This window comes from Ramlibacter sp. G4-7, from assembly GCF_057784995.1.
The window spans coordinates 198,083-220,396 of sequence record NZ_JBYNTT010000002.1; the positions used below are offsets into that span (position 1 = coordinate 198,083).

The 22,314-nt window shown below is 70.3% G+C and carries 22 protein-coding genes; 7 read left to right on the top strand and 15 right to left on the bottom strand.

Features of this window, described 5'->3' with window-relative positions; translation table 11 throughout:
- The first annotated feature begins 3 nt into the window (after positions 1 to 3).
- Both AC3EGR_RS03890 and AC3EGR_RS03895 read left to right on the top strand, forming a co-directional pair.
- Positions 4 to 438: an ArsR/SmtB family transcription factor gene (locus AC3EGR_RS03890; RefSeq protein WP_488545125.1), complete on the top strand. Its 435-nt coding sequence runs from the start codon at positions 4 to 6 to the stop codon at positions 436 to 438.
- A complete protein-coding gene (locus AC3EGR_RS03895; RefSeq protein WP_488545126.1) occupies positions 336 to 815 on the top strand; it encodes an SRPBCC family protein in 480 nt (159 codons plus the stop codon). The genes AC3EGR_RS03890 and AC3EGR_RS03895 overlap by 103 nt, the downstream gene beginning before the upstream one ends.
- Here AC3EGR_RS03895 and AC3EGR_RS03900 read toward each other — a convergent pair.
- From AC3EGR_RS03900 to araD, 6 genes are all read right to left on the bottom strand, one after another.
- The gene (locus tag AC3EGR_RS03900) at positions 772 to 1,320 is read right to left on the bottom strand and encodes a hypothetical protein (protein ID WP_488545127.1); all 549 of its coding nucleotides are present in this window, start codon (positions 1,318 to 1,320) and stop codon (positions 772 to 774) included. The genes AC3EGR_RS03895 and AC3EGR_RS03900 overlap by 44 nt on opposite strands.
- 114 nt (positions 1,321 to 1,434) lie before the next feature.
- Positions 1,435 to 1,923 (bottom strand): J domain-containing protein, encoded by a 489-nt coding sequence (locus AC3EGR_RS03905; RefSeq protein WP_488545128.1) that lies wholly within the window; start codon positions 1,921 to 1,923, stop codon positions 1,435 to 1,437.
- Positions 1,924 to 2,011: 88 nt separating this feature from the next.
- Positions 2,012 to 2,341 carry a hypothetical protein gene (locus AC3EGR_RS03910; protein WP_488545129.1) on the bottom strand — a complete coding sequence of 110 codons (330 nt, stop codon included), beginning with the start codon at positions 2,339 to 2,341 and terminating at the stop codon, positions 2,012 to 2,014.
- Positions 2,342 to 2,464: 123 nt separating this feature from the next.
- Positions 2,465 to 2,758 carry a GYD domain-containing protein gene (locus tag AC3EGR_RS03915; RefSeq protein ID WP_488545130.1) on the bottom strand — a complete coding sequence of 98 codons (294 nt, stop codon included), beginning with the start codon at positions 2,756 to 2,758 and terminating at the stop codon, positions 2,465 to 2,467.
- Positions 2,759 to 2,844: 86 nt separating this feature from the next.
- Positions 2,845 to 3,921: a hypothetical protein gene (locus AC3EGR_RS03920; protein ID WP_488545131.1), complete on the bottom strand. Its 1,077-nt coding sequence runs from the start codon at positions 3,919 to 3,921 to the stop codon at positions 2,845 to 2,847.
- Positions 3,922 to 4,212: 291 nt separating this feature from the next.
- The gene (araD, locus tag AC3EGR_RS03925; RefSeq protein WP_488545132.1) at positions 4,213 to 5,940 is read right to left on the bottom strand and encodes an L-arabinonate dehydratase; all 1,728 of its coding nucleotides are present in this window, start codon (positions 5,938 to 5,940) and stop codon (positions 4,213 to 4,215) included.
- 429 nt (positions 5,941 to 6,369) lie between these two features.
- On the opposite strand from araD, the gene AC3EGR_RS03930 reads away from it, so the two are divergent.
- On the top strand, positions 6,370 to 8,523 hold the full coding sequence (locus AC3EGR_RS03930; RefSeq protein WP_488545133.1) for an AAA family ATPase: 2,154 nt from the start codon (positions 6,370 to 6,372) through the stop codon (positions 8,521 to 8,523).
- 61 nt (positions 8,524 to 8,584) lie between these two features.
- On the opposite strand, the gene AC3EGR_RS03935 is transcribed toward AC3EGR_RS03930, so the two are convergent.
- Entirely contained in the window at positions 8,585 to 9,190 is a 606-nt protein-coding gene (locus AC3EGR_RS03935) for a DUF2059 domain-containing protein (protein WP_488545134.1), read from the bottom strand.
- 39 nt (positions 9,191 to 9,229) lie between these two features.
- A complete protein-coding gene (locus AC3EGR_RS03940) occupies positions 9,230 to 9,442 on the bottom strand; it encodes a hypothetical protein (RefSeq protein WP_488545135.1) in 213 nt (70 codons plus the stop codon).
- A gap of 211 nt (positions 9,443 to 9,653) precedes the next feature.
- Here AC3EGR_RS03940 and AC3EGR_RS03945 point away from each other — a divergent pair, with 211 nt between their 5' ends.
- Both AC3EGR_RS03945 and AC3EGR_RS03950 read left to right on the top strand, forming a co-directional pair.
- Entirely contained in the window at positions 9,654 to 9,833 is a 180-nt protein-coding gene (locus tag AC3EGR_RS03945) for a DUF3606 domain-containing protein (protein ID WP_488545136.1), read from the top strand.
- A gap of 120 nt (positions 9,834 to 9,953) precedes the next feature.
- A complete protein-coding gene (locus tag AC3EGR_RS03950; protein ID WP_488545137.1) occupies positions 9,954 to 12,293 on the top strand; it encodes a DUF3482 domain-containing protein in 2,340 nt (779 codons plus the stop codon).
- Positions 12,294 to 12,303: 10 nt separating this feature from the next.
- Here the strand turns inward: AC3EGR_RS03950 and AC3EGR_RS03955 are convergent, their stop codons facing one another.
- Entirely contained in the window at positions 12,304 to 14,271 is a 1,968-nt protein-coding gene (locus AC3EGR_RS03955) for a hybrid sensor histidine kinase/response regulator (RefSeq protein ID WP_488545138.1), read from the bottom strand.
- Positions 14,272 to 14,475: 204 nt separating this feature from the next.
- Between AC3EGR_RS03955 and AC3EGR_RS03960 the strand changes: the two genes are divergently transcribed.
- Entirely contained in the window at positions 14,476 to 14,910 is a 435-nt protein-coding gene (locus AC3EGR_RS03960) for a LexA family protein (protein WP_488545139.1), read from the top strand.
- A 57-nt stretch (positions 14,911 to 14,967) separates the two neighbouring features.
- Here the strand turns inward: AC3EGR_RS03960 and AC3EGR_RS03965 are convergent, their stop codons facing one another.
- The 5 genes from AC3EGR_RS03965 to AC3EGR_RS03985 form a co-directional block, all read right to left on the bottom strand.
- A complete protein-coding gene (locus AC3EGR_RS03965) occupies positions 14,968 to 15,285 on the bottom strand; it encodes a hypothetical protein (protein ID WP_488545140.1) in 318 nt (105 codons plus the stop codon).
- Between the two features lie 123 nt (positions 15,286 to 15,408).
- On the bottom strand, positions 15,409 to 17,358 hold the full coding sequence (locus AC3EGR_RS03970; protein ID WP_488545141.1) for a hybrid sensor histidine kinase/response regulator: 1,950 nt from the start codon (positions 17,356 to 17,358) through the stop codon (positions 15,409 to 15,411).
- Positions 17,351 to 17,809: a response regulator gene (locus AC3EGR_RS03975; RefSeq protein ID WP_488545142.1), complete on the bottom strand. Its 459-nt coding sequence runs from the start codon at positions 17,807 to 17,809 to the stop codon at positions 17,351 to 17,353. The genes AC3EGR_RS03970 and AC3EGR_RS03975 overlap by 8 nt, the downstream gene beginning before the upstream one ends.
- Positions 17,809 to 20,028, bottom strand: a complete 2,220-nt coding sequence (locus AC3EGR_RS03980) for an ATP-binding protein (protein ID WP_488545143.1) — start codon at positions 20,026 to 20,028, stop codon at positions 17,809 to 17,811. The genes AC3EGR_RS03975 and AC3EGR_RS03980 overlap by 1 nt, the downstream gene beginning before the upstream one ends.
- Positions 20,006 to 20,599 (bottom strand): biliverdin-producing heme oxygenase, encoded by a 594-nt coding sequence (locus AC3EGR_RS03985; RefSeq protein WP_488545144.1) that lies wholly within the window; start codon positions 20,597 to 20,599, stop codon positions 20,006 to 20,008. Before AC3EGR_RS03985 ends, AC3EGR_RS03980 begins: the two co-directional genes overlap by 23 nt.
- A 173-nt stretch (positions 20,600 to 20,772) precedes the next feature.
- Here AC3EGR_RS03985 and AC3EGR_RS03990 point away from each other — a divergent pair, with 173 nt between their 5' ends.
- Positions 20,773 to 22,077 (top strand): Y-family DNA polymerase, encoded by a 1,305-nt coding sequence (locus tag AC3EGR_RS03990; protein WP_488545328.1) that lies wholly within the window; start codon positions 20,773 to 20,775, stop codon positions 22,075 to 22,077.
- Here the strand turns inward: AC3EGR_RS03990 and AC3EGR_RS03995 are convergent.
- Positions 22,074 to 22,265: a hypothetical protein gene (locus AC3EGR_RS03995; RefSeq protein WP_488545145.1), complete on the bottom strand. Its 192-nt coding sequence runs from the start codon at positions 22,263 to 22,265 to the stop codon at positions 22,074 to 22,076. The genes AC3EGR_RS03990 and AC3EGR_RS03995 overlap by 4 nt on opposite strands.
- Positions 22,266 to 22,314: the final 49 nt, after the last annotated feature.

The window sequence follows — 22,314 nt, forward strand, 5'->3', positions numbered from 1 at the left end:
CGCGTGACCGACGATGCGGCGCTGGACCAGGTCTTCTGGGCGCTTTCGGATGCGACGCGACGCAGCGTCGTGCAACGCCTGACCCAGGGCGGCGCCAGCGTGAGCGAGCTCGCGCAGCCGCACGGCATGTCCCTGCCCGGGTTCATGAAGCACCTGCGGGTGCTGGAGGACGCCGGCCTGGTGCTGCGCGCCAAGGAAGGGCGCACGGTGCGCTGCGAACTCGCACCCGCGGCGCTGGGGGATGCGGCGATGTGGCTCGCGGCTTACGGGAAATTCTGGACCGGACGGCTGGATGCGCTCGGTCGCTACCTGTACCACCAGGAGGAAGTGCAGCCATGGACCGCCCCGTCGCCGAAAGGCAGCAGCTCCGCCTCACGCGCCGCTACCCGGTCCCCGCCGAAAAAGTCTGGCGTGCGTGGACCGACCCGCAGGCGCTGAGCGCCTGGTTCGGCCCCGGCGAGCCGCACTCGGTGACGCTCGCGCAACTCGACGTGCGGACCGGCGGCGCTTACCGCATCCGCTTTCGCACACCCGACGGCGAGGAGCACGAGGTCGCCGGGCGCTACGAGGAGGTCGACGTACCGCGCCGGCTGGCGTTCAGCTGGGCGTGGCACAGCACGCCCGAACGGGTCTCCCGCGTGTGCATCGAGCTGCGTTCCGTGCCGGGCGGCACGGAGCTGCACTTCCTGCACGAGCGCTTCTTCGACCAGCAGGCCCGCGACAACCACGAGCGTGGCTGGACGGGCACCCTGGAGAAGCTGGAGCGCTGGCTCAATTCCGGTTCGGGTCGCGCGGATAGCGATCGTCGCGGTTGATCACGCCGTCGCCGTCGCGATCCCGCCAGGCGCCGCGGCGGCCGTCGTCATAGGCCAGGTTGTCGGTGCGCACCCAGGTGCCGCCCAGCAGGTACCAGGAGCCGTCGCTGCGCTGCTCCCAGTGGGCAGCCTGCCAGGCGTAACCCTGGCGCGCAGGCATCCACTCGCCGCCGTGCCAGCGGTAGCGGCCGCCTTCCCAGACGTAGTGGCCGGGCGCCCAGATATAGCCTTCGCGGGACGACGGCGCGGTCTCGTAGATGGGCGCCGGCGGCGGACCTTGCACCACGATCGTGGTCGAAGGCGAGGTGTACACCGGCGCGCTGCCGTAAGGCACCGTGCCGTTGTTGTAGACGGGCGCCGTGCCGTTGTTGTAAATGGGCGCCCCGCCGTTGTTGTAGTACGGGGTGGTGCCGGCCACGACGGCCGGGGTCGCCTGGGCGACGCCGGCCAGCCCCGCGAGGGAACCGGCCGCGAGCGCGGCGGCGAGAAGGGTCTTGGACTTCATGGGTACTCCTTGTCGAACAAGGAGAAGGTGCGGCCGGGCTGGTCCGATTGACATCGGACCCCGACGGTTCTGCCCGTCAGCGCAGTCTGGCCTGGCGCAGGGGACGGCTGCGGTTCAGGTACGCCGCCGGCAGGGTACAGGCGCGGCCGTTGCGGCAGGCTGCTGGGTGCAAGCCTGCACCGCGGGAAACACAGCCGAGCGCGCCGGCATGGCGGTGAGGTACATCGCCGTGGCGACCGTTCCCAGGGCCACGAGCAGCGTGGCGAACAGGAGGTACCAGGGCCAGTGCGTGGCAGGGTGGAGAAAGGCCCAGAGGTCCTGGGGCAGCGCCACGGCTGCGGGGGCCGGTTTCTGCACCCGTTCGGCGCGGCGGATCCACAGGTCGTGCTCGGCGCGTCGATGCGCGTCCGCCAGCACGTCGTAGGCAGCGTTGATCGCGGCCATCGCCCGCACGGCGTTCGCGTTGCCGGGCATCTTGTCCGGGTGGTACTTCTGCGCGAGCTTGCGGTAGGCGGCACGCACCCGCTCGGGCGTCGCGTCGCGCTCGACCTGCAGCACGTCGTAGTAGGTGGGCATGGTCACGGCCATTGCTACGATTTTCATAGCCTCGCGCCGGCTGCGTCCAGCACAAAGCGGGGATGGTCCCTTGCGGTGTGGGCTCGTTGCTACAAAAACAGCAGCGCGGAGGGCGCTACGCCGGGCGATGCCGGAACAAGGCACTGGCGAACAGGCGCCGCGCCGGGCGCCGCCTGGCCCAGCGGCGCTGCTCGGCGAGCGCGCGCGCGTGCCGCGGCAGCAGGCTGATCTCGTTGCCGGCCTCCAGCGCGGCGCTGGCAAGCGCGCCTTCTTCGGACCGGTGGTGCTCGCCGCAGAAGATCTTGAAGGCGCAATCCGCGTCCCAGTAGCTTTCCGGGCGCGCCCAGCAGACCTTGGCATAGCTGCAGAAACGATCGCCGTCGCCCGTGGGCGCGGCGTAGGCGGCCAGGTAGAAACCGTTGACCGGCCCCCAGATCCTTTCCATGTGGCACTCCCTCGACTGCTTCATCGGCCGGGAGTTTGCTTGACACACTGCTCGGCCGTGCGCACGGGGCGTGCAGGTCGCGGCGCGGTCCTACAGGACCGTGCCGACTGCCGCGGAGGCCCCCTAGGGAAGCTTCTTCAGGATGGCGGCCATCTCCTCGCGCGGGAAGGCGCGCAAGGTCTCGAACTTGACGTTGCCCGCGGCGCTGACGGCGAGCGCGAAGGCGGTCATGGCGGCGTCGCTGTCGGCATCGCAGTAGGTGACGATGTCGTACTCGCCCAGGGTCCAGTGGATGTTCTCCATCCGAACACCCAGCCGGCGGCCGAGTTCGCGCGCGGCATCCGCGCGCGACACCGTGTCCTTCACGGAGCGCACGCCCTGGTCGGTGAATTTGGCAAGAGCAATGTAGGCGGGCATGGAACCTCCTCGCAGCCGCGCGGGAGCGCGCGGCGCTGCAAGGTAGGCCAGCAGCGGCCCTTTTTCAAGCGCGGTGGGCGCGCCGTTCAGGGACGCAGGCGCAGCTCGCTGCCAGGCCGCAGCGACACCGCGCGCTCTTGCGGCTGCCACAAGTGGTTGCGTTCGCGGCCGGCCACTTCGGTCTCCCAGTCCCGGGCGCTGCGCACCGTGTCGCGGAAGGCCTCGGCGCTTTGCAGGAGCCACTGGCGATCCTCGGCGGACAGCGCGTGCGCCTTCCAGCGCGTGCCCGGCTCGCGCACGACACGGATCACCCGGTCGATCTCGCCCGCCGCATGGGCCGGGCTCGACAGGAGCACCAGCCTGCGGCCCTGGCCGGCGGCGTCGGGCGCGTGGCAGCCGCTGCAGTTGGCTTCGCGCAGCTGCAGGGCGAGGTCGCGGTAGTTGCGGTCGATGGCGGCGCGGAACGGATTCTCGGCCCGGTAGTGGCCGTCGAACAGCGTCACGGCCGGCTGCGTGCGGCCGCCGGCATCGGTCCACAACCATTGGCCGTCGAAGCGGCGGTCCATCGGCCGCACGGCCTGCAGCAAGGGCGTGGCGGCACGCTCCGTGAACTGGGCGACGTGGATGCGCGCCGTCTGCGGCTGCACCCACAGCAGCAGGCCATTGGCGTGCTGGTAGGCGGACCAGGCCGCCGCGTCGTGCCACAGCGGATAAGGGAACTGGCCGGGCGCGAGCCGGTTGCGGAACGCGGCTTCGAGCCGGATCACGAACTGGTTCTCCGCCGCGACCCACTCGATGCGGTGGTTGCCGTTGAACATGAAGAGCGGCGCGTACAGGCGCGTCCACAGTTCGGGGGCGAGCTGGGTGAAGCCGCTGCGCTCCAGGCCCGCTGCGCCTTCGGCGCCGTCGCGGCCCCACAGCACGATCTCCGGCAAGGACTTGCGCAGCACGCCGCCTTCGTCGAGCGCGGTCCGGCAGGCCTCGAAGGCGGCCGCGTCGTCCGCGTCGGCGACCGGGCAATGCATCATCAGTTCGGCGGCGATCGCACGGCCCATGGCCGCGATGGCGGGCGGCACCTGCGGCGGCTTCTGTGCGTGCGCGCACGGGGCGAGCAGGGCGGCCGCGAGCACGGCGGCCCGCATCTGAGAGGCGGTGAACTTCATGGCGCTCCTCCTTGGGTCCGGCCCAATGTAGGGAGGAGCCTGGTGAGCGGGCAATTCGCTAGCGCTGCCGCGCGTGCCGGTGTGCGGCCAAGCAACGCGTTCCTGTCACAGCTGCACACGCGGGATAACCGCGCATCACAGCTGGCGCCGCATGCGGCCGCCGCGACCGGTCGCATGGCGGCGACCGGCGGGCGGCAGCGCTACTAGCTCACGCAGACGCATTGCGCGGCCGCGCAGCCGCTGCCGCCTGTCAGTCCGGGCGCGCGCGCATCCCCTTGACCAGGGATCCGCTCAGAAGATGTCCGGCTCCCCCGCCGCTTCGCCGAACTCCGTGCGCAGGAAATCCATGTCGCACCCCTGGTCGGCCTGCAGGATGTGCTGCGTGAACATCCAGCCGTAGCCGCGCGCGAAGCGCGGCGGCAAGGGCTTCCACGCGGCCCGGCGGCTTTCCATCTCGGCGTCGGAGATCTCCACCCGGATCGTGCGGTTCGGGATGTCCACGCCGATGCGGTCGCCCGTCCTCACCAGCGCCAGGTTGCCGCCGACGAAGGCCTCCGGCGCGACGTGCAGCACGCAGGCGCCGTAGCTGGTGCCGCTCATGCGCGCATCGCTGATGCGCAGCATGTCGCGCTTGCCTTCCTTGAGCAGCTTCACCGGCATGGGGATCATTCCCCACTCCGGCATGCCGGGGCCGCCCTTGGGGCCGGCATTGCGCAGCACGATCACGTGGTCCTCGGTGACCTCGGCTTGCGGGTCGTCGAGCATCTTCTTGAGGCTCGGATAGTCGTCGAACACGATCGCCGGCCCCGAGTGCTGCAGGAACTTCTCGCTCATCGCCGAGGGCTTGATCACGCACCCGTCCGGGGCGAGGTTGCCGCGCAGGACCGCCAGCGCGCCTTCCCGGTACACCGGATCGGCCAGCGGCCGGATCACGTCGTCGTTGAAGCACTCCGCGCCCTCGAGGTTCTCGCCGAGCGTGCGGCCGTTCACGGTGAGCTGGTCCAGCGCCAGGTGAGGCTTGATCCGGGACATCAGCGCCGGCAGGCCGCCCGCGTAGTGGAAGTCCTCCATCAGGTACTGGCTGGTGCCGTTCGGGCGGATGTTGGCCAGCACCGGCACTTCGCGGCTGATGCGGTCGAAGTCGGCGAGGCCGATCTCCTGGCCGGCGCGCCGCGCCTGCGCGATGACGTGGATGATGGCGTTGGTCGAGCAGCCCAGCGCCATGGCCACCGAGATGCCGTTGAGGAAAGCGGCGCGGGTCTGGATGCGCGCCGGCCGCAGGTCTTCCAGCACCATCTCCACGATGCGGCGGCCGCACTGGGCGGCCATGCGCTGGTGGCCCGCTTCGACTGCGGGGATGGAGGCGGCGCCCGGAAGCGTCATGCCGATCGCCTCGGCGATGGAGGTCATGGTGCTGGCGGTGCCCATGGTCATGCAGGTGCCGGCACTGCGCGCGATGCCGCCGATGATGGACTGCCACTGCGGCTCGCTGATGGTGCCGGCGCGGCGCTCGTCCCAGTACTTGAAGGCGTCGGATCCGGAGCCGAGCGTCTGGCCGCGCGACATGCCGCGCAGCATGGGCCCCGCCGGCAGGAAGATCGCCGGCACGTCGGCGCTGGTGGCACCCAGCAGCATGGCGGGCGTGGTCTTGTCGCAGCCCCCCATGAGGACCACGCCGTCCACCGGATAGGCGCGGATCATCTCCTCCACTTCCATGGCCAGGAAGTTGCGGTACAGGAGGGCGGAGGGCTTGATGATCGCTTCGCCCAGCGACACCGTGGGCAGTTCCAGCGGGAAGCCGCCGGCCTGCAGCACGCCGCGCTTGACCTCGTCCACGCGCTGCTTGAAGTGCTGGTGGCAGGGGTTGTAGTCGTTCCAGTTGTTCAGGATGGCGATGACCGGCTTGCCTTCCCAGTCCTTGGGGTCGTACCCCATCTGCATCACGCGCGAGCGGTGGTTGAAGGAACGGAAGTCGTCGCGCGCCAGCCAGCGCTGGCTGCGGAGTTTCTGCAAGGGCATGCGCGGGACTGTAGCAAGCCCCCGGCGCAAGTCCCCACGGGTTCAGGGCCGTGCGGCTCTTGCGCTGCCCGCGCCGCGCCTTCCCGGCACAATAAAAAATCCCCCGGGGCAGCGAGTGCCCCGAGGGGATAAGTAGCCGGGAAAGAAACTTGAAAAAGAACCCGGCTCACTGCGTGTGATCGCAAAAGCCGTGCCGGGGTTCCCGGCTTGCGCAGGACTTGTGCAAGCAAGCAACGGAAAGGCGCCGGGACGTTCGTGAATTTGTCACGGCACGGTTTCCACCCCGGCAGCGAAACAGTTTTGGCCTCGCCTCCCGGGAACCCTTTCTGTAGGATGACTCTGACAAGAGGTGCCTCCATTTCGGAGGCCTCTTCGAACCGAATTTCGTGCTGCGCGCCAGTGGGCGGGCGGCCAACCCGAGCAGGAACCATGTCCGAACTCGCCGTCAAGAAAGACCCAGTGGAAGACGCTGGCGACGCCACGCCTTCCAGCCTCTGGCTCAGCGTCAGGAAGCTCGCCTCCCGTCTTTCGGACTGGTTCACCATCCAGTCCACCGCCATGAAATGCATGCTCCTGGCGGTCGCGATCCTCATCCCGCTGAGCGCCACCTATTCCTTCTCGGTCTGGCAGCGCCAGGCCGCGGTCGCCGAGCAGGTCAAGGCCATGGCGCACCAGTCCGGCGCCAACGCCCTGTGGACGCTGGACGAAAAGCTGCCGGTCGTCTTCGGCTCCGGCTCCGTGCTGGGCTTCCTGGAAGCCAACCCCGTCGAGCGCATCACGGTGGTCTACAAGCCGCTGATGTGGAACGTCTCGGAGCGCATCGTGCTGATCGAGTCGGCCGGCAAGCAGTACGCCTACTACCCGAGCGACATGGAGACCAAGATCTTCGCGGACAAGGCGGTCAACGCGTCCTGGGGTCCCAAGATGGTGTTCGTGCCGCGCTCCGAACTCTCCCCCACCAGCATGGAGATGCTGGAGAAGCTGGACGAGCGCTTCAGCGGCGCCCGCCCGCAGTCCGAGAAGGACGGCTGGAAGGCCGGCGTCAGCGGCGTGCTCTCCGCCGCGCTGACGGTGGGCCTGCTGGGCTTCCTCGCCTTCCACCTCAAGGGACAGTACAAGTCGCTGCGCTTCATCGAGCCCAGCCAGGTGCACGGCTCCATCGAGGACCTGGTCGGCATGGAGGACATCAAGTCCGAGGTGCGCCAGATCAAGGACCAGTACGACCGGCGCGCGGCGTATGCGGAGTACGGCATCAACAAGCCGTTCAACGTGATGTTCAGCGGCCCGGCGGGGACCGGCAAGACCAAGCTGGCCAGCTACCTTGCCAAGGAACTGGGCCTGCCCATCCTGTTCCACTCGGCCGCCAACCTCGAGACCGGCTTCGTCGCCGGCGGCTCCAACACGCTCGCGCGCATCGCGTCGATGGCCAAGCGCCGCAAGCGCTGCATCGTGTTCCTCGACGAGGCGCAGGACCTGTTCATGAAGCGCGGCGGCCACCGCAAGTTCGACGACGACACGCAGAACATGCTGCTGGCCATCCTCGACGGCGTGCGCACCAAGGCCGACGCGGAGATCATCTGGATCGTCGCGTCCAACTTCAACAGCGAGTCCATGCCGATGGACGAGGCCATGCTGCGCCGCTTCCAGATGAAGGTGGACTTCCGCCTGCCGAACAAGGAAGAGCGGCGCGCGATCTTCGGGCACTACCTGGCGCAGCGCTCGGAAAAGGTGGCCAACGAGCTGGACCTGCGCCACCTGGTGGAGATCACGGAGGGCCGCAGCCCGGCCGACCTGGAGACCATCGTCAACCAGGCGGGCATCACCGCGGTGCAGGTCGGCGAGCTGATCGACGCCGACACGCTGATGCAGGCCGCCGAGCGCGTGCTGGTGGGCAACGTCAATTCGAACACCACCAAGGAGCGCGAGCGCGATCGCCGCATCATCGCCATCCACGAGTGGGGCCACTTCCTGGTGGACTTCGAGCTGGAGCGCAAGAAGGCCGGCGGCGACTGGGAGAAGATCCTCGGCGAGATGAAGACCATCAAGATCTCGCTCAAGGCCAACCCGCGCAACAACGCGCTGGGCTTCGTCTTCCACAAGCAGGGCAACAACCTGCTCAAGACCAAGTCGGACATCGAGCACGACGTGCGCGTGCTGCTGGGCGGCATGGCCAACGAGGAACTGTTCTTCGGCGAGGAAGGCACCACCAATGGCGCGCACAACGACATCACGCGCGTCACCAAGCTGCTGCACCACGCCGTGGCGGAGATGGGCATGTACCGCAAGACGCGCCTGAACTTCGGTGCGCTGAACGATTCGGGCAACCGCACCGTCGACGAGGAAACGCGCTCCATCATGGAGCTGCAGAGCGAGCGCCTCTACGGCGAAACCCGTTCCGCGCTGGCGCGCATGAAGCCGCTGACCGAGCACCTGGCCGGCAAGCTGATGGAGCAGGGCGAGATGAGCCTGAAGGACGCGCTGCAGGAGATCCGCGCCTTCGAGGCGGCCTGCCACAGCTTCGACACCCGCGTGGGCCTCAACGGGGCCCCCAGCGCGCACGCCGCGCCGGACGCGGCGGCGTAGACACGAACAATCCGGAGGAGTGGGATGGGGGCGGCCCGGCGGGCCGCCCCTTTTTTTCGCCTTACTTCTTCGCGGGCGCGCGGGCGCCGGAAGTGGCGGGCGCAGGCGCGTTGCCGGAAGCAGCGCCCGGCGGGGGCACGCCCAGCCGCTTGGCCATGCTTTCCTCCAGGCCGCGGAACTTCTGTTCCACCTGCGGACGGGTCTCGGCGATGACCTTCTCGGCCAGCGCGCGCTGGATCTCGCCGCCGGCGGCCTGGAACTTGGTGAGCAGGGGTGATTCGAGCATGGTGATCACCTGCTTGAGTTCGTCCTCGCTGAACTTCTCCTCCAGGATCGGGCCGACGACCGTGGGAGCGATCTTGGTCGCGCGGTCACGCACGATGGGAACGGTGTCCTGCACGAACTTGCGCGTGTCGTCCTGGATGCCCTTGGCCACGGCCTCGCGCTTTTCCTGGGGGACGCGCGTCTGCAGCGCGGCGTCGGCGCGTTCGAGCAGCGGGCCCAGCGGCTCCTGCACCAGGCCCTGGGCCATCGTGTCGATCGCGGGTTGCTGGATCTTGAGGATGCGCGCGATGAGCTCCTTCTTCGCGGGCGTTGAAGTCTGTTGGGCGTGCGCGCTGGCGCACCCGGCGGCGATCGCTAGGATCAGCAGGGATTTCTGGAACATGCGAACCAGTGTAATCCCTCATGCTGACGACACATGAGGTTACGCGCGAGGCCCTTCGCGGCGCCTGCGCGCCCCGTATTTCTGGACCTTCGAGCGCCGCTGCGACGGGTCCGCGGTGGCCACGGGCCGCGCGATCACCTCGGTGATGTCCACGGGCAGTCGCTGGGAGGGCGGGCCCTTGCGCACCTGGTCCCAGGCTTTCCTGGCGAGGCCGCTGGTGACGGCAAAGACGATGAGCTTGCGCAGCAGCATGGATGCTCCTTGTGGGTCTTCCATGGTCGACGTTGCCGCACCCTGGCCTTGTAGTCGCAACGCCATCGCGCGGGCAGGACGGAGGGCGGCTGCGCAGTGGTGCCTCCTACAGCCGCGCCACGCACCCGCGCACGCCATGCGGGAGCGCCGTCCTGCCGCGGCAGCACGGCGCGTCGCCTACTCTGGATGCATCGGCAAGGAGGAATGAACCATGTCGGAAGACGCGAACAAGATGGCTGCGGAGCAGCTCCTGATCCACCTGGAACCCGAATGGGAGCGCCGCAACTGGTGCAACTGGCTGGGCTGCAAGGAAGACGAACTGGAACACGCCGTCACCTACGTGGGGCACGATCCGGACAACGTGCGCCGCTTCCTGCGCCAGGCGCGCTGAGGGAACGACTCTCGCCCCGGCGCGGCCGGTGGCCGGTGGCCGGTCGCCGCACGATGAAGAAGGGTTACGGCGTGTGTCGTTCCCCACGGCGTGCCCGGCCGCATCTAGACTCGGGGCGACGTGGACGACAGCATCCTCCATCTCGATGAAGCGCGCGCGCGCCAGCTGGTGCTGGTGCGCGCCATCGAGGACGTGGATACGCAGGGCAAGCTCCTGAGCGAAGTCGAGCGGGAGCAGCTCGAACGCGAGGCCCTGGAGGCGAGCCGGCGCAGTGCCGCGGGCGGCGTCGACTTCGCCGACTACCTGCAGGAGCGCGCGCGGCGCGTGCTCGCCACGGTGGAAAACCGCAACCCGCGGCTGGCGGCGCTGCAGGATGCCGAACCCTGGCGCTCCTGGCTGCTGGTGCTGGTGCCGCTGCTGGTGTGCGTGTTCGGCGCCGCCCTGGACCGCATCGACAACCCGCAGCAGGTGAACATGCTGTCGCCGCCGCTGCTGGGCGTGCTGGCCTGGAACCTGGCCGTCTACCTGCTGCTCATTGGCTACGCCCTGTGGCCGCGGCCGGCCGCGCCGCTCGGCTCGATCGGCATGGTGCAGCGCTGGCTGGCCGGCGTGGCGGGCGAGCGGCGCCGCACGGGCCGGCTGCGCGCCGACGTGCTGGCGCGCTTCCACCAGCAATGGCTGCGGGCGGCGGGAGCGCAGCAGTGGCTGTGGGGCAAGCAGCTGCTGCACCTGGCCGCTGCCGGCTGGGCGGTGGGCCTGGCGATCTCCATCGTGCTCGGCGGCGTGGTGCGCGAGTACCGCGTCGGCTGGGAAAGCACCTTGCTGGGCGTGAACCAGGTGCATGCGATCCTGACGGCGCTGTTCGCCCCGGTCGTCACGCTGCTGCCCTTCGACGCCTTCAGCATCGCGGACCTGCGGCGCATGCACTTCCGCTCGGAAGCCGCCATCGGCCTGGAGGAGGCCAGGCGCTGGGTCTGGATGTACGTCGCCTTGCTGCTGCTCGTGGTGATCGTCCCGCGGCTGCTGCTGGCCGGCTGGGCGCAGCTGCAGCGCCAGCGCCTGGCGCGGGCGGTGCGCATCGACCTGCGCGAGCCTTACTACGTGCAGGTGCTGGCGCGGGTGAGCCCGGCCCGGGTGACCATCGCGGTGCTCGTCAGCGAAGGGGGCGGGCGCGAGGCCTGGGAGCGCATGCTGCGCGAAGTGTCGGACCATGCACCGCCGCGTGAGGGCCCCTGGACCGTCCTGGGCACCGCGCGCGGGGACATGCTGCGCGTGTTCGAGGTTCCGCCGTCCTACCAGCCGCCGGGACCCCCTGTGGCGGCGCACGCGGGCGTCACGCCGTCGGCGCAAGCCTGGCTGCAGGACCTGCTGGGCCGCTTCAAGACGGCGCCGCGCGCACTGGAGCGCGACGCCATCGGCAGCGCGCTGGCGGACACCGACTTGCTGCTGCTGCTGCCCGCCAGCCCGGTCGACCTGGAGGACGCCACCCGCCTGCTGCACTGGGTGGCGCAGCCGGCGCTGTTGCTGGTGCCGGACGACGAGGTGCCCTACCGCAGCGCCGTGCAGCGCCTGGGTCTGGCGGCGGAGGTGCTGCCGCTGGCGCGCTCGATCGCGCACTGGCTGCGCGACCCGGCCTTGCTGGAGATCGCCGCCGCCCGCATGCCCACCAGCAAGCGGGCCGGCTTCGAGCGCATCGCCGCCACCTGGAAGGACCGCAACGCGGTGCGCTTCACGGAGGCGATGCGGCGGGTCGCCGGCGAGCTGGTGCGGGCGGCGCGCGACAGCGAGGAAGTCGGCAGCGCGCCGGTGAGCCTGCGGCAGCTGGTGAGCGCGGCCGACCGCGATGCGGCGCAGCGCGCGCGCGAGGCGGCGCGCGGCGCGCTGCTGCAGCGGCTGCGCGCCGGCGAGGCGGACACCTTCGCCGCGCTGGTGCAGCTGCACCGCACCGGCACGCCGGTGGCGGCCCTGTCCGCCGCGCGCATGGACAGCGGCTTCAGCGAGCAGCAGACGGTCGACACGCCGCAGGCCGGGATGGCCGGCGCGGCCACGGGGGCGGCCATGGGCGCGGGCATCGACCTGCTCACTGGCGGCCTGACGCTGGGCGCCGCAACGGCCCTGGGCGCAGTGATCGGCGGCGGCGCGGCCTATGCCGCCGCTGCCTGGCGCAACCGCGGCAGCGCCAGCGGCCAGCCGCAGGTGCAGCTCGGCGACGAACTCCTGCAGACCCTCACCGAAAACCTGCTGCTGGCGTATCTCGCGGTGGCGCACCGCCTGCCGGGCGAGGGCACGGCCACCGTGCCGCAGTCGTGGCGCAGCGAAGTGGTGGCGGCGGTGGAAGCGCGGCGCGCGGAGCTGGCCGCCCACTGGCAGCGCGCGCGCAGCGAAACGGGCGACGATGCCCTCGCGCCGCTCGCCCGGGAGCTGGAAGAAATCGCCCGCGGCCTGCTCGCCAGGGTCTAGCGAGCGCCTCCTAGGATTCGCGCTTGGACTGCGCCGCTTCGCGCAGCAGTTCCTCGACCGCGGGCAGTTCCGCCGGCTTGGTCAGGTGGCGGTCGAAGCCGGCCTCGCGGGTGCGCTGCCGGTCGTCCTGCGTGCCCCAGCCGGTGAGCGCGACCAGCAGCGTCTTGCGCATGTTGGGCAGCAGGCGCAGCCGCTTGGCGACGTCGTAGCCGGTCATGTCGGGCAGGCCGATGTCGAGGAAGACCACGTCGAGTTCGCGCGTCTGCGCGACCTGCAGTGCCTCCGCGCCCGTGTGCGCGATGTGGGCAGCGTGTCCCTCGATGTCCAGGAGCACGCCGAGGCTCTCGGCGGCGTCCGTGTTGTCGTCGACGACCAGCACCTGGAGCTGGTCGGGCTTGCTGGAGTTTGCGGGCTGCGACATGCGGGAGTTCCCCTCCGAATCAGGCGAGAGCAGCGGCAGGCGCACGGTGAACGTGCTCCCTTCGCCGGGACCGCGGCTGGATGCCGACACGCTGCCGCCATGCAGCGCGACGAGGCTTTGTACCAGCGACAGGCCGATGCCGAGGCCCCCTTGCGGCTTGCCCGCGCCGGGAACCTGGGCGAACATCTCGAACACCTTGCCAAGGGCGTCGGGCGCGATGCCAACGCCGGTGTCGCTGACGCTGAGCACCGCATCGCCGCCTTCGGCGCGCACCTTCAGCGCAATGCGTCCGCCCTGGGGCGTGTACTTGGCGGCGTTGTTCAGGAGGTTGCTGACCACCTGGGCGATGCGCGTGGGGTCGGCGTCCATGGGCAGCGGCTCCTCCGGGAGCTCCACGGTCAGTTTGTGCCCGCCCGCCTCGACCAGGGACGCGCTGGTCTCCACGGCCGTGGCCACCACGTCCTTGAGGTCGGTGCGCCGGCGGCGCAGCTCCACCTTGCCCGTGCTGATGCGCGCCACGTCCAGCAGGTCGTCCACGAGGTGCACCATGTGCTGGATCTGGCGCTCCATCATCTGCCGCGTCTTCTCCAGCAGCTCGGGCTTGGTGGACGCCAGGCGCATCAGGTGCAGGCCGTTGGACAGCGGCGCCAGCGGGTTGCGCAGCTCGTGCGCCAGCGTTGCCAGGAACTCGGTCTTGCGGCGGTTGGCCTGGGCCAGTTCCTCGTTCAGGCGCCGCATGTCCTGCTCCGCCAGCAGGCGCTGCGTGATGTCGGAAAAGAGCACCGCGACCAGGTCGCTGCCCTGGCCGCCCAGCCGGCTCGCGTAGATGTCGAACCAGCGCTTCATCATCTTGTCTTCCTGCACGAAGCGCGTGGCCTCGCCGCTGCGGGCGACACGGTCGTACACGCGAAAGCGCGTGCCTTCGTAGCCCGGCACCAGCTCGCGCATCGTCTTGCCGACCGGGTCCTTGAGGCCGGTGTGCACCGCGAAGGCCTCGTTGGCCTCCTCGTAGCGGAAGTCGTAGACCTCGCCGTCGGGACCGCGCAGCAGCTTGATCACGCAGAAGCCCTCGTCGATCGATTCGAACAGCGCCCGGTAGCGCGCCTCCTTGGCTTCCAGCCGCATCTCGAAGTCGCGCCGCTCCAGCAGGCGCAGCTCCTCCTTGCTGCGATAGAGCTCCACGAAGACACCGACCTTGGCCTTGAGCACCTCGCTGCGCAGGGGCTTGGCGAGGAAGTCCACGGCGCCCAGCGCGTAGGCCGAGAGCATCGCCTCGTCCGGGTCGTCGCCCGCGGTCACGAACAGGATGGGCGTGAAGCGCGAGCGGGGCCGGGCGCGGATCTGGCGCGCCACCTCGAAGCCGTCCATGCCCGGCATGCGCACGTCCAGCAGCACGGCGGCGAAATCCTGCTTCTCCAGCGCCGCCAGCGCCTGCGTCCCCGAGACGGCGCGCACGAGATTGACGCCGAGCGAGTCCAATGCGGCCTCCAGGGCCAGCAGGTTCGCTGGCTGGTCATCGACGAGCAGGACGTGGGCGGAAATGGCGTTTTGTGGCACGGCGAAGGTGAGCGGCACGAGGGCCGGATGGGCCGTGAGTCTAAGCGCCTTCGATGTGCATCGGGTGTGAGTTGATCAGTTGGCGACCTTGTCCTGCACGCGTGCAGGACAAAGCCGCGCACGCCCGACGCAGCGGTCCTACGGGCCGGTGGACCGGTGCCCGCGGGGCAGGCTGCGTGCGGCCGAGGGCACTATACTGGACGGATGTACAGCGAGCGCGCCAACGCCCCCTGGCCCTTCCGTGCGGGTCCGGCCTTGCCCCTGCCCATGGTGCAGGGCAGCGTGCGCGCGGGCTTCCCCTCGCCGGCGGACGACTTCGCCGAGAAACGCCACGACCTCAACGAACTCCTGATCACGCATCCGGCCGCCACCTTCTTCTGGCGCGTGCGCGGCACCTCGATGCAGGGCGCCGGCATCGCCGACGGTGACATCCTGATCGTCGATCGCGCCTTGAACCCGGTGCACGGCGACATCGTGGTGGCCGAGATCGACAGCGACTTCACCGTGAAGTACCTGCACCGGCGCGGCCGCGTGAAGCTGGTCGCCGCCGACCCCACGTTTCCCGACATCGTGCCGCGCGAGGGCCAGACGCTCACGATCTGCGGCGTGGTCACCGGCGCCATCAAGAAGTTCCGGTAGCGCGGGCAGCAAAAAGGGCCGGCAAGCCGGCCCCGGTAACCCGTGGGAAATGCCGGCTTACTTCTTCTTCTCGGCAACCTTGTTGTCGTCGCGGTCCTTGGCGGGGGTGATCTCCACCTTGGGCACCGTCAACGTTTCCTTCTCGGTGTACACGCCCACCTTGGGCACGTTCACGTCCTTCTTCTCGGTCGTCACGTCGACATTGGGCGCATCCACGTCGTACTTGGGCAGTTGCACGTTGCCTTCCTGGGTCTTGGAGACTTCGTACTTCGGCACCTGCACGCTGCCTTCCTGGGTCTTCTTCACGTCGCAGCCGGCGAGGCCGATGGACGCGACGGACACGAGGCCGGCGAGGATGAAAGCGGTTTGACGCATGGCAGGACTCCCTTCGATTGCTTGCTTTGGTGGCGCCATTCTGGGAGGCGACGGAAAGCACGGCTGTAAGACCGGGACGGCAAGCACCGTCCGACGCGGACACCCGGCTGGGCTACGCCGCGCCTACGCGCCAAGGTCGTGGCTGGCCAGCACCTCGGTGAGCTTCGCGTGGACCTCGGCCGGATCGGCGGGCTTGACCAGGTGCGCGGCGAAGCCCGCCTCGGCCGAACGCTGGCGGTCCTGCTCGCGGCCGTAGCCGCTGAGCGCCACCACCGGCAGCTGGCCGGACAGTGCGCGGCCCACCTCGATGCCGCTGCCGTCGGGCAGCCCGAGATCGGTGAGCACCGCGTCGAATGCCTGCGCGCGGGCGGTTCGCAGGGCCTCGGCACAGGTGGCCACGTGATGCACCAGGTAGCCGTACTCCTCCAGGCACATCGCCAGCGCCAGGGCCGCGTCCGCGTTGTCCTCGACCAGCAGCACGCGCTTGCGGCCGCCGTCCGCGACCGGCTGCCGCGCCAGCGGCATCGCCGGCGGCTGCGGCCCGTCGACACCAGGCATGCTGATGGTGAAGGTGGCCCCCGCGCCGCGGCCGGCGCTGTCGGCGCGGATCTGCCCGCCGTGCTGTGCCATGAGTCCTTGCGCGATCGCCAGGCCCAGGCCCAGCCCGCCATGGTTCCTGGCCACCTCGGCGTCCGCCTGTTCGAAGGGACGGAAGATGCGGGGCAGGGCCTCGGCCGAGATGCCGATGCCCGAATCGGTGCAGGACAGCGTGAACTCGCCGCCCGCGTTGGCCGTGCGGACCACGATGCGTCCGCCGCGCGGCGTGAACTTGCTCGCGTTGCGCAGGATGTTCCACAGCACCTGCTGCATGCGCGCCTGGTCGCCCTCCACCCAGGGCGAGCGGGCCTGCAGCTGCAGCTCCAGGCGCAGGTCCTTGTCCTGCAGGGCCCCCCGCACCATCGCCACCACGGCCAGCGTGAGCTGGTGCATGTCCACGCGCTCGCGCTGCAGGCTCACCTTGCCCGCACTGATGGCGGTGAGGTCCAGGAGGTCGTCGATGAGGCGGGCCTCCAGCGCCACGTTGCGCCGGATCATGGGCAGCAGGTCGCGGTGGCGTTCGTCGACGCGCGCCACCCTCTCCAGCACGTGCACCGCGGTCGTGATCGGCGCGAGCGGCGTGCGCAGCTCGTGCGAGAGCACCGCCAGGAACCGGTCCTTCGCCTGGTTGGCGCGGTCGGCTTCCTCCTTGGCCAGCCGCAGCGCTTCGGCCGCGAGATGGCTTTCCGTGGCGTCGTGCACCAGCTTGCAGAAGCCGGCGGCGCCGGTGTCCTCGTTGTCCAGCACCGTGAGCACGCCTTCGGCCCACAGCCTGCGGCCGTCGCGCGCAACGAGCCAACGGTCGTCGCTGGCCTTGCCGCGCCTGCGCGCCTGGTCCATCTCCGCGGCGAGCGCCGCTTCCGGTTGCGCCTCGGACGGGAAGATCAGCGCGGCCGAGCGGCCCAGGACTTCCTCGGCCTCGTAGCCGAACACCGTGCGCGCCGCCTGGCTCCAGAACTGGATGCGTCCGGTGTCGTCCAGCAGGATCACCGCGTAGTCGCGCAGTCCGTCGACGACGCGCGCGAAGATGATGTCGGCGTGGCGCAGCTGGCGTTCGGCGAGTTCCCGCGCGCGCCGGTCGTCGACCTCGCGCAGCGCGCGCTGCAGCACCGGGGCCAATCGGGCAAGGCGCGCCTTGCTCACGTAGTCGGTGGCGCCCTGCTTGAGGAGCTCCACCGCGTTGTCCTCGCCGATCACGCCCGAGACGAAGATGAAGGGCGTATGCGGCGCGATGCTGTTGCGGTGCTCCAGCACGTCCGTCCCGGTGAAGCCGGGCAGCTCGTAGTCGGACAGCACCACGTCCCAGCGTTCCCCGCGCAGGTTCTCCAGGAACCCGGCCTCTTCGCGCACGACCTCCAGCCGCACGTTGGGGTAGGCGCGTTGCAGCTGCACGCGCAGCAGTTCGGCGTCCAGCCGCGAATCCTCCACCAGGAGCGCACGCAGCGCGCGGCCGTCGGCCGCCTGCGCCTCACTCATGGCGGCGCCTCGAGCGCAAGGACCCCGGCGGCGGCTCGTTGAGCACCGCCCAGAAGATGCCCAGGTCCGAGATGGCTTCGACGAACTGCTTGAACTCCACGGGCTTGACCACGTAGGCGTTGACGCCCAGCTGGTAGCTGCGCAGCACGTCCGTTTCCTCGTGCGAGGACGTGAGCATCACCACCGGGATGCTGCGCAGCGGGTCGGTGTTGCGCACGGTCTGCAGCACTTCCAGGCCGTTGACCTTGGGCAGCTTCAGGTCCAGCAGCACGACGGCGGGGTTGCCTTCGGCGCGCGCCGCATAGTCGCCGTTGCGGTGCAGGTAGTCCAGCGCGGCCTCGCCATCGCGCACCACGACGACTTCGTTGGCGAGCTGGCTGCGTTCGAGCGCGACGAGGGTCAGTTCGAGGTCGCGGGGATCGTCCTCGACCAGCAGGATCGGTTTGAGCATCAGGCGGACTCCTCGGGGGCTGCGCCGGCGACGGCGTCGTTGTTGTTCTTGGGGCGGGGCGGCAGGACGAAGCCGAAGGTGGCGCCGTGCTCGGGCTCGCCCCGGGCCCATACGCTGCCGCCGTGGCGTTCGACGATGCGCTTGACGTTCGCCAGGCCGATGCCGGTGCCGTCGAAATCCTCGGTGCGGTGCAGCCGCTGGAAGACCCCGAACAGCTTGCCGACGTATTTCATCGGGAAGCCGACGCCATTGTCACTGACCTCCAGGCCGCGGCCTCCGGGCCGCGACACCGCGGCGACACGGATGCGCGCAGGCGAGCGGCCGCGCGTGTACTTGACCGCGTTGGCCAGCAGGTTGCGCACCGCCACCTGCAGCAGCAGGGGGTCGGCCCAGAGCTGCGGCAGGTCGGCCGCGATGTCCCATTCGATCGTGCGGCCGCGCTCCTGCTGGCGCAGCTCCTGCACCAGGTCTTCCACGAGCAGCTGGCTCGCGACCGCGGCTGGCCTGAGGCCGGAGCGGCCCAGGCGCGAGAAATCGAGCAAGGCATCGACCAGCTGCCCCGCGAAGGAGGCCGCGTCCTTGACGTGCTGCAGGTAGCGGCGCGCGCGCTCGTCCAGCCTGGCCGCGTTGCCCTCCAGCACCAGGTCCACGTAGCCGGCGATGTGGCGCATGGGCGCGCGCAGGTCGTGCGAGACCGTGTAGCTGAAGGCTTCCAGCTCCTTGTTCACGCGCCCGAGTTCGATCGCATGGCCGGCCATCTCCTCGGCACGGCGCAGCACCAGCGAGATGAGCGCCTGGCGCAGTTCCGCCACCGCGGCCTGCTGCGCCGGCAGCCACGGCGCGCTGCGCCCGCGCACGCGCTCCTGCCAGCTCTCGAAGCTCTGGCGCGGATGGATGCGGCCCTGGGCCGGCAAGGTCTTGCGCGGGTCGCCCGCCCACTGGATGGTCTGCACCAGCTCGGGCCGGAACCACAGGACGCAGTGCCGGTGCACGTGGGAGATCGACACGGCCAGCACGCCCGCGCAGTGCGGCAGCAGCGTCTCGCCCTGCGGGTAGACCTGCGGCAGCCGGTCCGTGGAGAACACGTCCTCGCCGCGTCCCACGATCCAGTGCGCCAGCGCGCGCACCTCGTCCTCGCCCGGGGTCTCGCCGATCATCCAGCAAACGTCGTTCAGCACCACGGCGGCGCCGGCAGCGCCGGCCAGTTCACGGATCTGGAGCTCCGGCTGCACCAGCCGCTGCAGCGTGCCGTCGGTTTCGGCCATGAGCGCCACCTGCGTCAGCACGCGCTGGTGCAGCGCGAGCCGCTGGGCGACTTCGGCGCTGTCTTCCTGCGCCTGGATCTGCAGCGACAGCAGCCGGCCCAGGTGCTCGCACGCGACCCGCGCGTGGAAGGGCAGGGGGCGCGGCTCATGGTCGTGGCAGGAGATCAGGCCCCATAGCCGGCCGCCCACCACGATGGACACCGACATGGAAGCCAGCGTGCCCATGTTGCGCATGTATTCCAGGTGCACGGGCGAGACGCTGCGCAGCGCGGCGAAGCTCAGGTCCAGCCGTTCCGGTTCCGGGCCGTCCGCCGCACGCAGCAACGGCACCGGGTCGTAGTTGGCATCGGCGATCAGCCGGATGTGGTTGACGCGATAGAGCTCGCGCGCCTGCGCCGGGATGTCGCTGGCCGGGAAGCGGTGGCCGGCATAGGACTGGTAGCCGGGGTCCAGGCGCTCGGCCAGCACCTCGCCGTGGCCGTCGCTGTCGAAGCGGTAGACCAGGCAGCGGCCGAAGCCGGTGAGGCGCTTCATCTCGCGGGCCACCGTCTCGCACAGCGCGATCACCGAGTCGGCCTGCTGCAGCATCGGCAGCAGCTCGCGCGCCACGTGGTAGATCGGCGCGACCACGGGCGCCGCGGCCGCGGCGGGCTCGTATTCGACGATCACGTAGCCGTCCTGCCGGTGCGCCGCCGCGTCCCAGTTGCGGCCTGCCAGCGCCAGGGTGCCGAGCCACGTGGGGCCGATGCCCGCCTGCAGGCGCTGGCTGTCCACGGGCAGGGTGGCCAATGCCTGGCGCGCGGCGGATTCGAGCGGCCAGTTCGCGCTGTACGCGACCAGCTGCCCGGTGTCGGCGGCGAGGGCGAGCAGGCGGCCCTGCGGCTGGATGGCGCCGGGCGTGCGGATCGGCTCGTCCGCGCACTGCGCCAGGTCAGGCAGCGGGAGTGCGCTCATGCAGGGAGCTCTCCAGCAGGTGGGCGAGGGTGTCGAAGGTCTGGCGCGCGCCCTGGCAGGCCTGCGCGACGCGCTCCGCGGTGTCGAGCTCGGTGGCGAGCAGGCCGCGCACTTCGCGCCACATGCCGCCGGTGGCCTCGCCCCAGCCGTGGAAATACGCCGCGCCCTCTTCGAGGCCCGCGCGCGCCATGGAACGCGAGATGAACTGGCCGCCGAGCGCCGAGCCTTCCATCACGTACACCGAGCCCCAGGCCGCGCACCGGCCGCCGAAGGGCGCGATGCGGGCGGGCGGGGTGGGCGTGACGCCCAGTGCATCCAGGTCCAGGCGAAGAAACGCGCGGCGCGAACGCGCCCGCAGCCATTCCTGCCATTTCGGCCCGAGCGCCGCGGCTGCGGCGGGCTCCCAGCCGGCCAGGAAGGCATCGAGCGCCTGCAGGACGCGTGCATGGTGGCCGCGGTCGCGCATGCGGGGGAGGTCGATCAGGCGGTCGACGCGATCGTGGTGCTCGCGTGTGGCCTGGCGCAGCGCCGCCAGGGCGCCGCAGGTGTCGTTGGAAGGTACGGGAATCAAAGGTGGCAAAGCGGGACAAACCGTTGGGATGCAGATCGGGGACCGGTCGCCGTGATCCTGTCATCCCCGCACGCGCCCGGTTGTAGGACGAGATGCCGGGCGGTGTCCTCCATGCAAATTGCATGTGCATGTTCGTAGGCATGCCAACAACTGGATGGATGTACAGTGTGGTCATGTACGCACTGCTGGACGGCAACAACTTCTACGTCAGCTGCGAACGCGTGTTCCGGCCCAGCCTGAACGGCCGGCCCGTCATCGTGTTGTCCAACAACGACGGCTGCGCGATCGCGCGCAGCAACGAAGCCAAGGCGCTGGGCATCCGCATGGGAACGCCGTACCACGAGGTGCGCGCCGCCTTGCCGGACGCCGGCGTGGTGGCGCTGTCCGCCAACTTCGCGCTCTATGGCGACATGAGCTGCCGCATGATGGCGATCGCGGCCGGGCTGGGTCCGGCGCAGGAGATCTACTCGATCGACGAGTGCTTCGTCGGCCTGCACGGGGTGCGCGGCGACCTGCGCGAACGCGCGCTGCGCCTGCGCGCGCGCATCCTGCAGTGGACCGGCCTGCCGTGCGGCATCGGCATCGCGGCGACGAAGACACTGGCGAAGTTCGCCAACCACGTCGCCAAGGAAGCCGAGCGCCGGCCGGGCGCGCCTTATCCGCCGCAGCTGGCGCAGGTCTGCGACCTCGCCGCGCAGGGAACGGACCTGGAAGCGCTGCTGGCGGCCACCGGGGTGGCCGAGATCTGGGGCATAGGCCCGCAGCTGACCGCGCGCCTGCGCGAAGACGGCGTGCTCAGCGCGCTGGACCTGGCGCGCTGCGACGCGGCCAGCCTGCGCCGGCGCTACGGCGTCGTGGTGGAGCGCACCGTGCGCGAACTGCAGGGCGTGTCCTGCCTCGCGCTGGAGCATGTGCCGCCGCCGCGCAAGGAGGTCTCCTGCACGCGCGCCTTCGGCGAGCCGGTCGGCACGCTGCCGCCGCTGGCGGAGGCCGTGAGCGAGTACGCCTCCCGTGCCGCCTTCAAGCTGCGGCAGCAGGCGAGCACCGCGGCGCAGGTGCTCGTGTTCATCCACACCAATCCGTTCCGGCGCTCGGAGCGGCAGTACGCACGCAGCATCACGGTGCCGCTGCGCCGGCCCAGCGCCGACACGGCGGCGATCGCCGCGGCTGCCCTGGACGGGCTGCGGCGGATCTGGCTGGCGGGCTTCCGCATCCACAAGGCCGGCGTCATCCTGCTGGACCTGCAGGATGCGCGCACGCTGCAAGGCGAGCTCGCGCTCGAGGGGCAAGCCGCCTGGCAGCCCGGGCAGGGGCTGATGGCAGCCGTGGACCGGCTCAACGATCGCTACGGCCGCGGGACGGTGCAGCTGGCGAGTGCCGGCCTCGGCGGCGAGGCGCGCAGCTGGACGATGAAGCAGCAGTGGCGCACGCCCGGCTACACGACGCGCTGGGACCAGCTGCCCACGGCGAAAGCCTAGGAACTCTTGTCCTCGTCCCGGGGCGGATCGGCCGGCTGCGAGTCGACGCGCCGCTTCTCCAGCTTCTGCAGGGTCTCGAGCGCACTTGCCGATCCCTCGCCGCTGTGGCGCTCGGCGGGCCAGGGCGGCGGTGCGGGGTCCTTGCGCCCGGCCTTGGAAGGCCCGGAGCGGGTCGTGCGCTTTCCCACCGATCCTCCTTGCGGTAGCCGATCCAGTTTGTGCCCAGGTCCGGGCCTG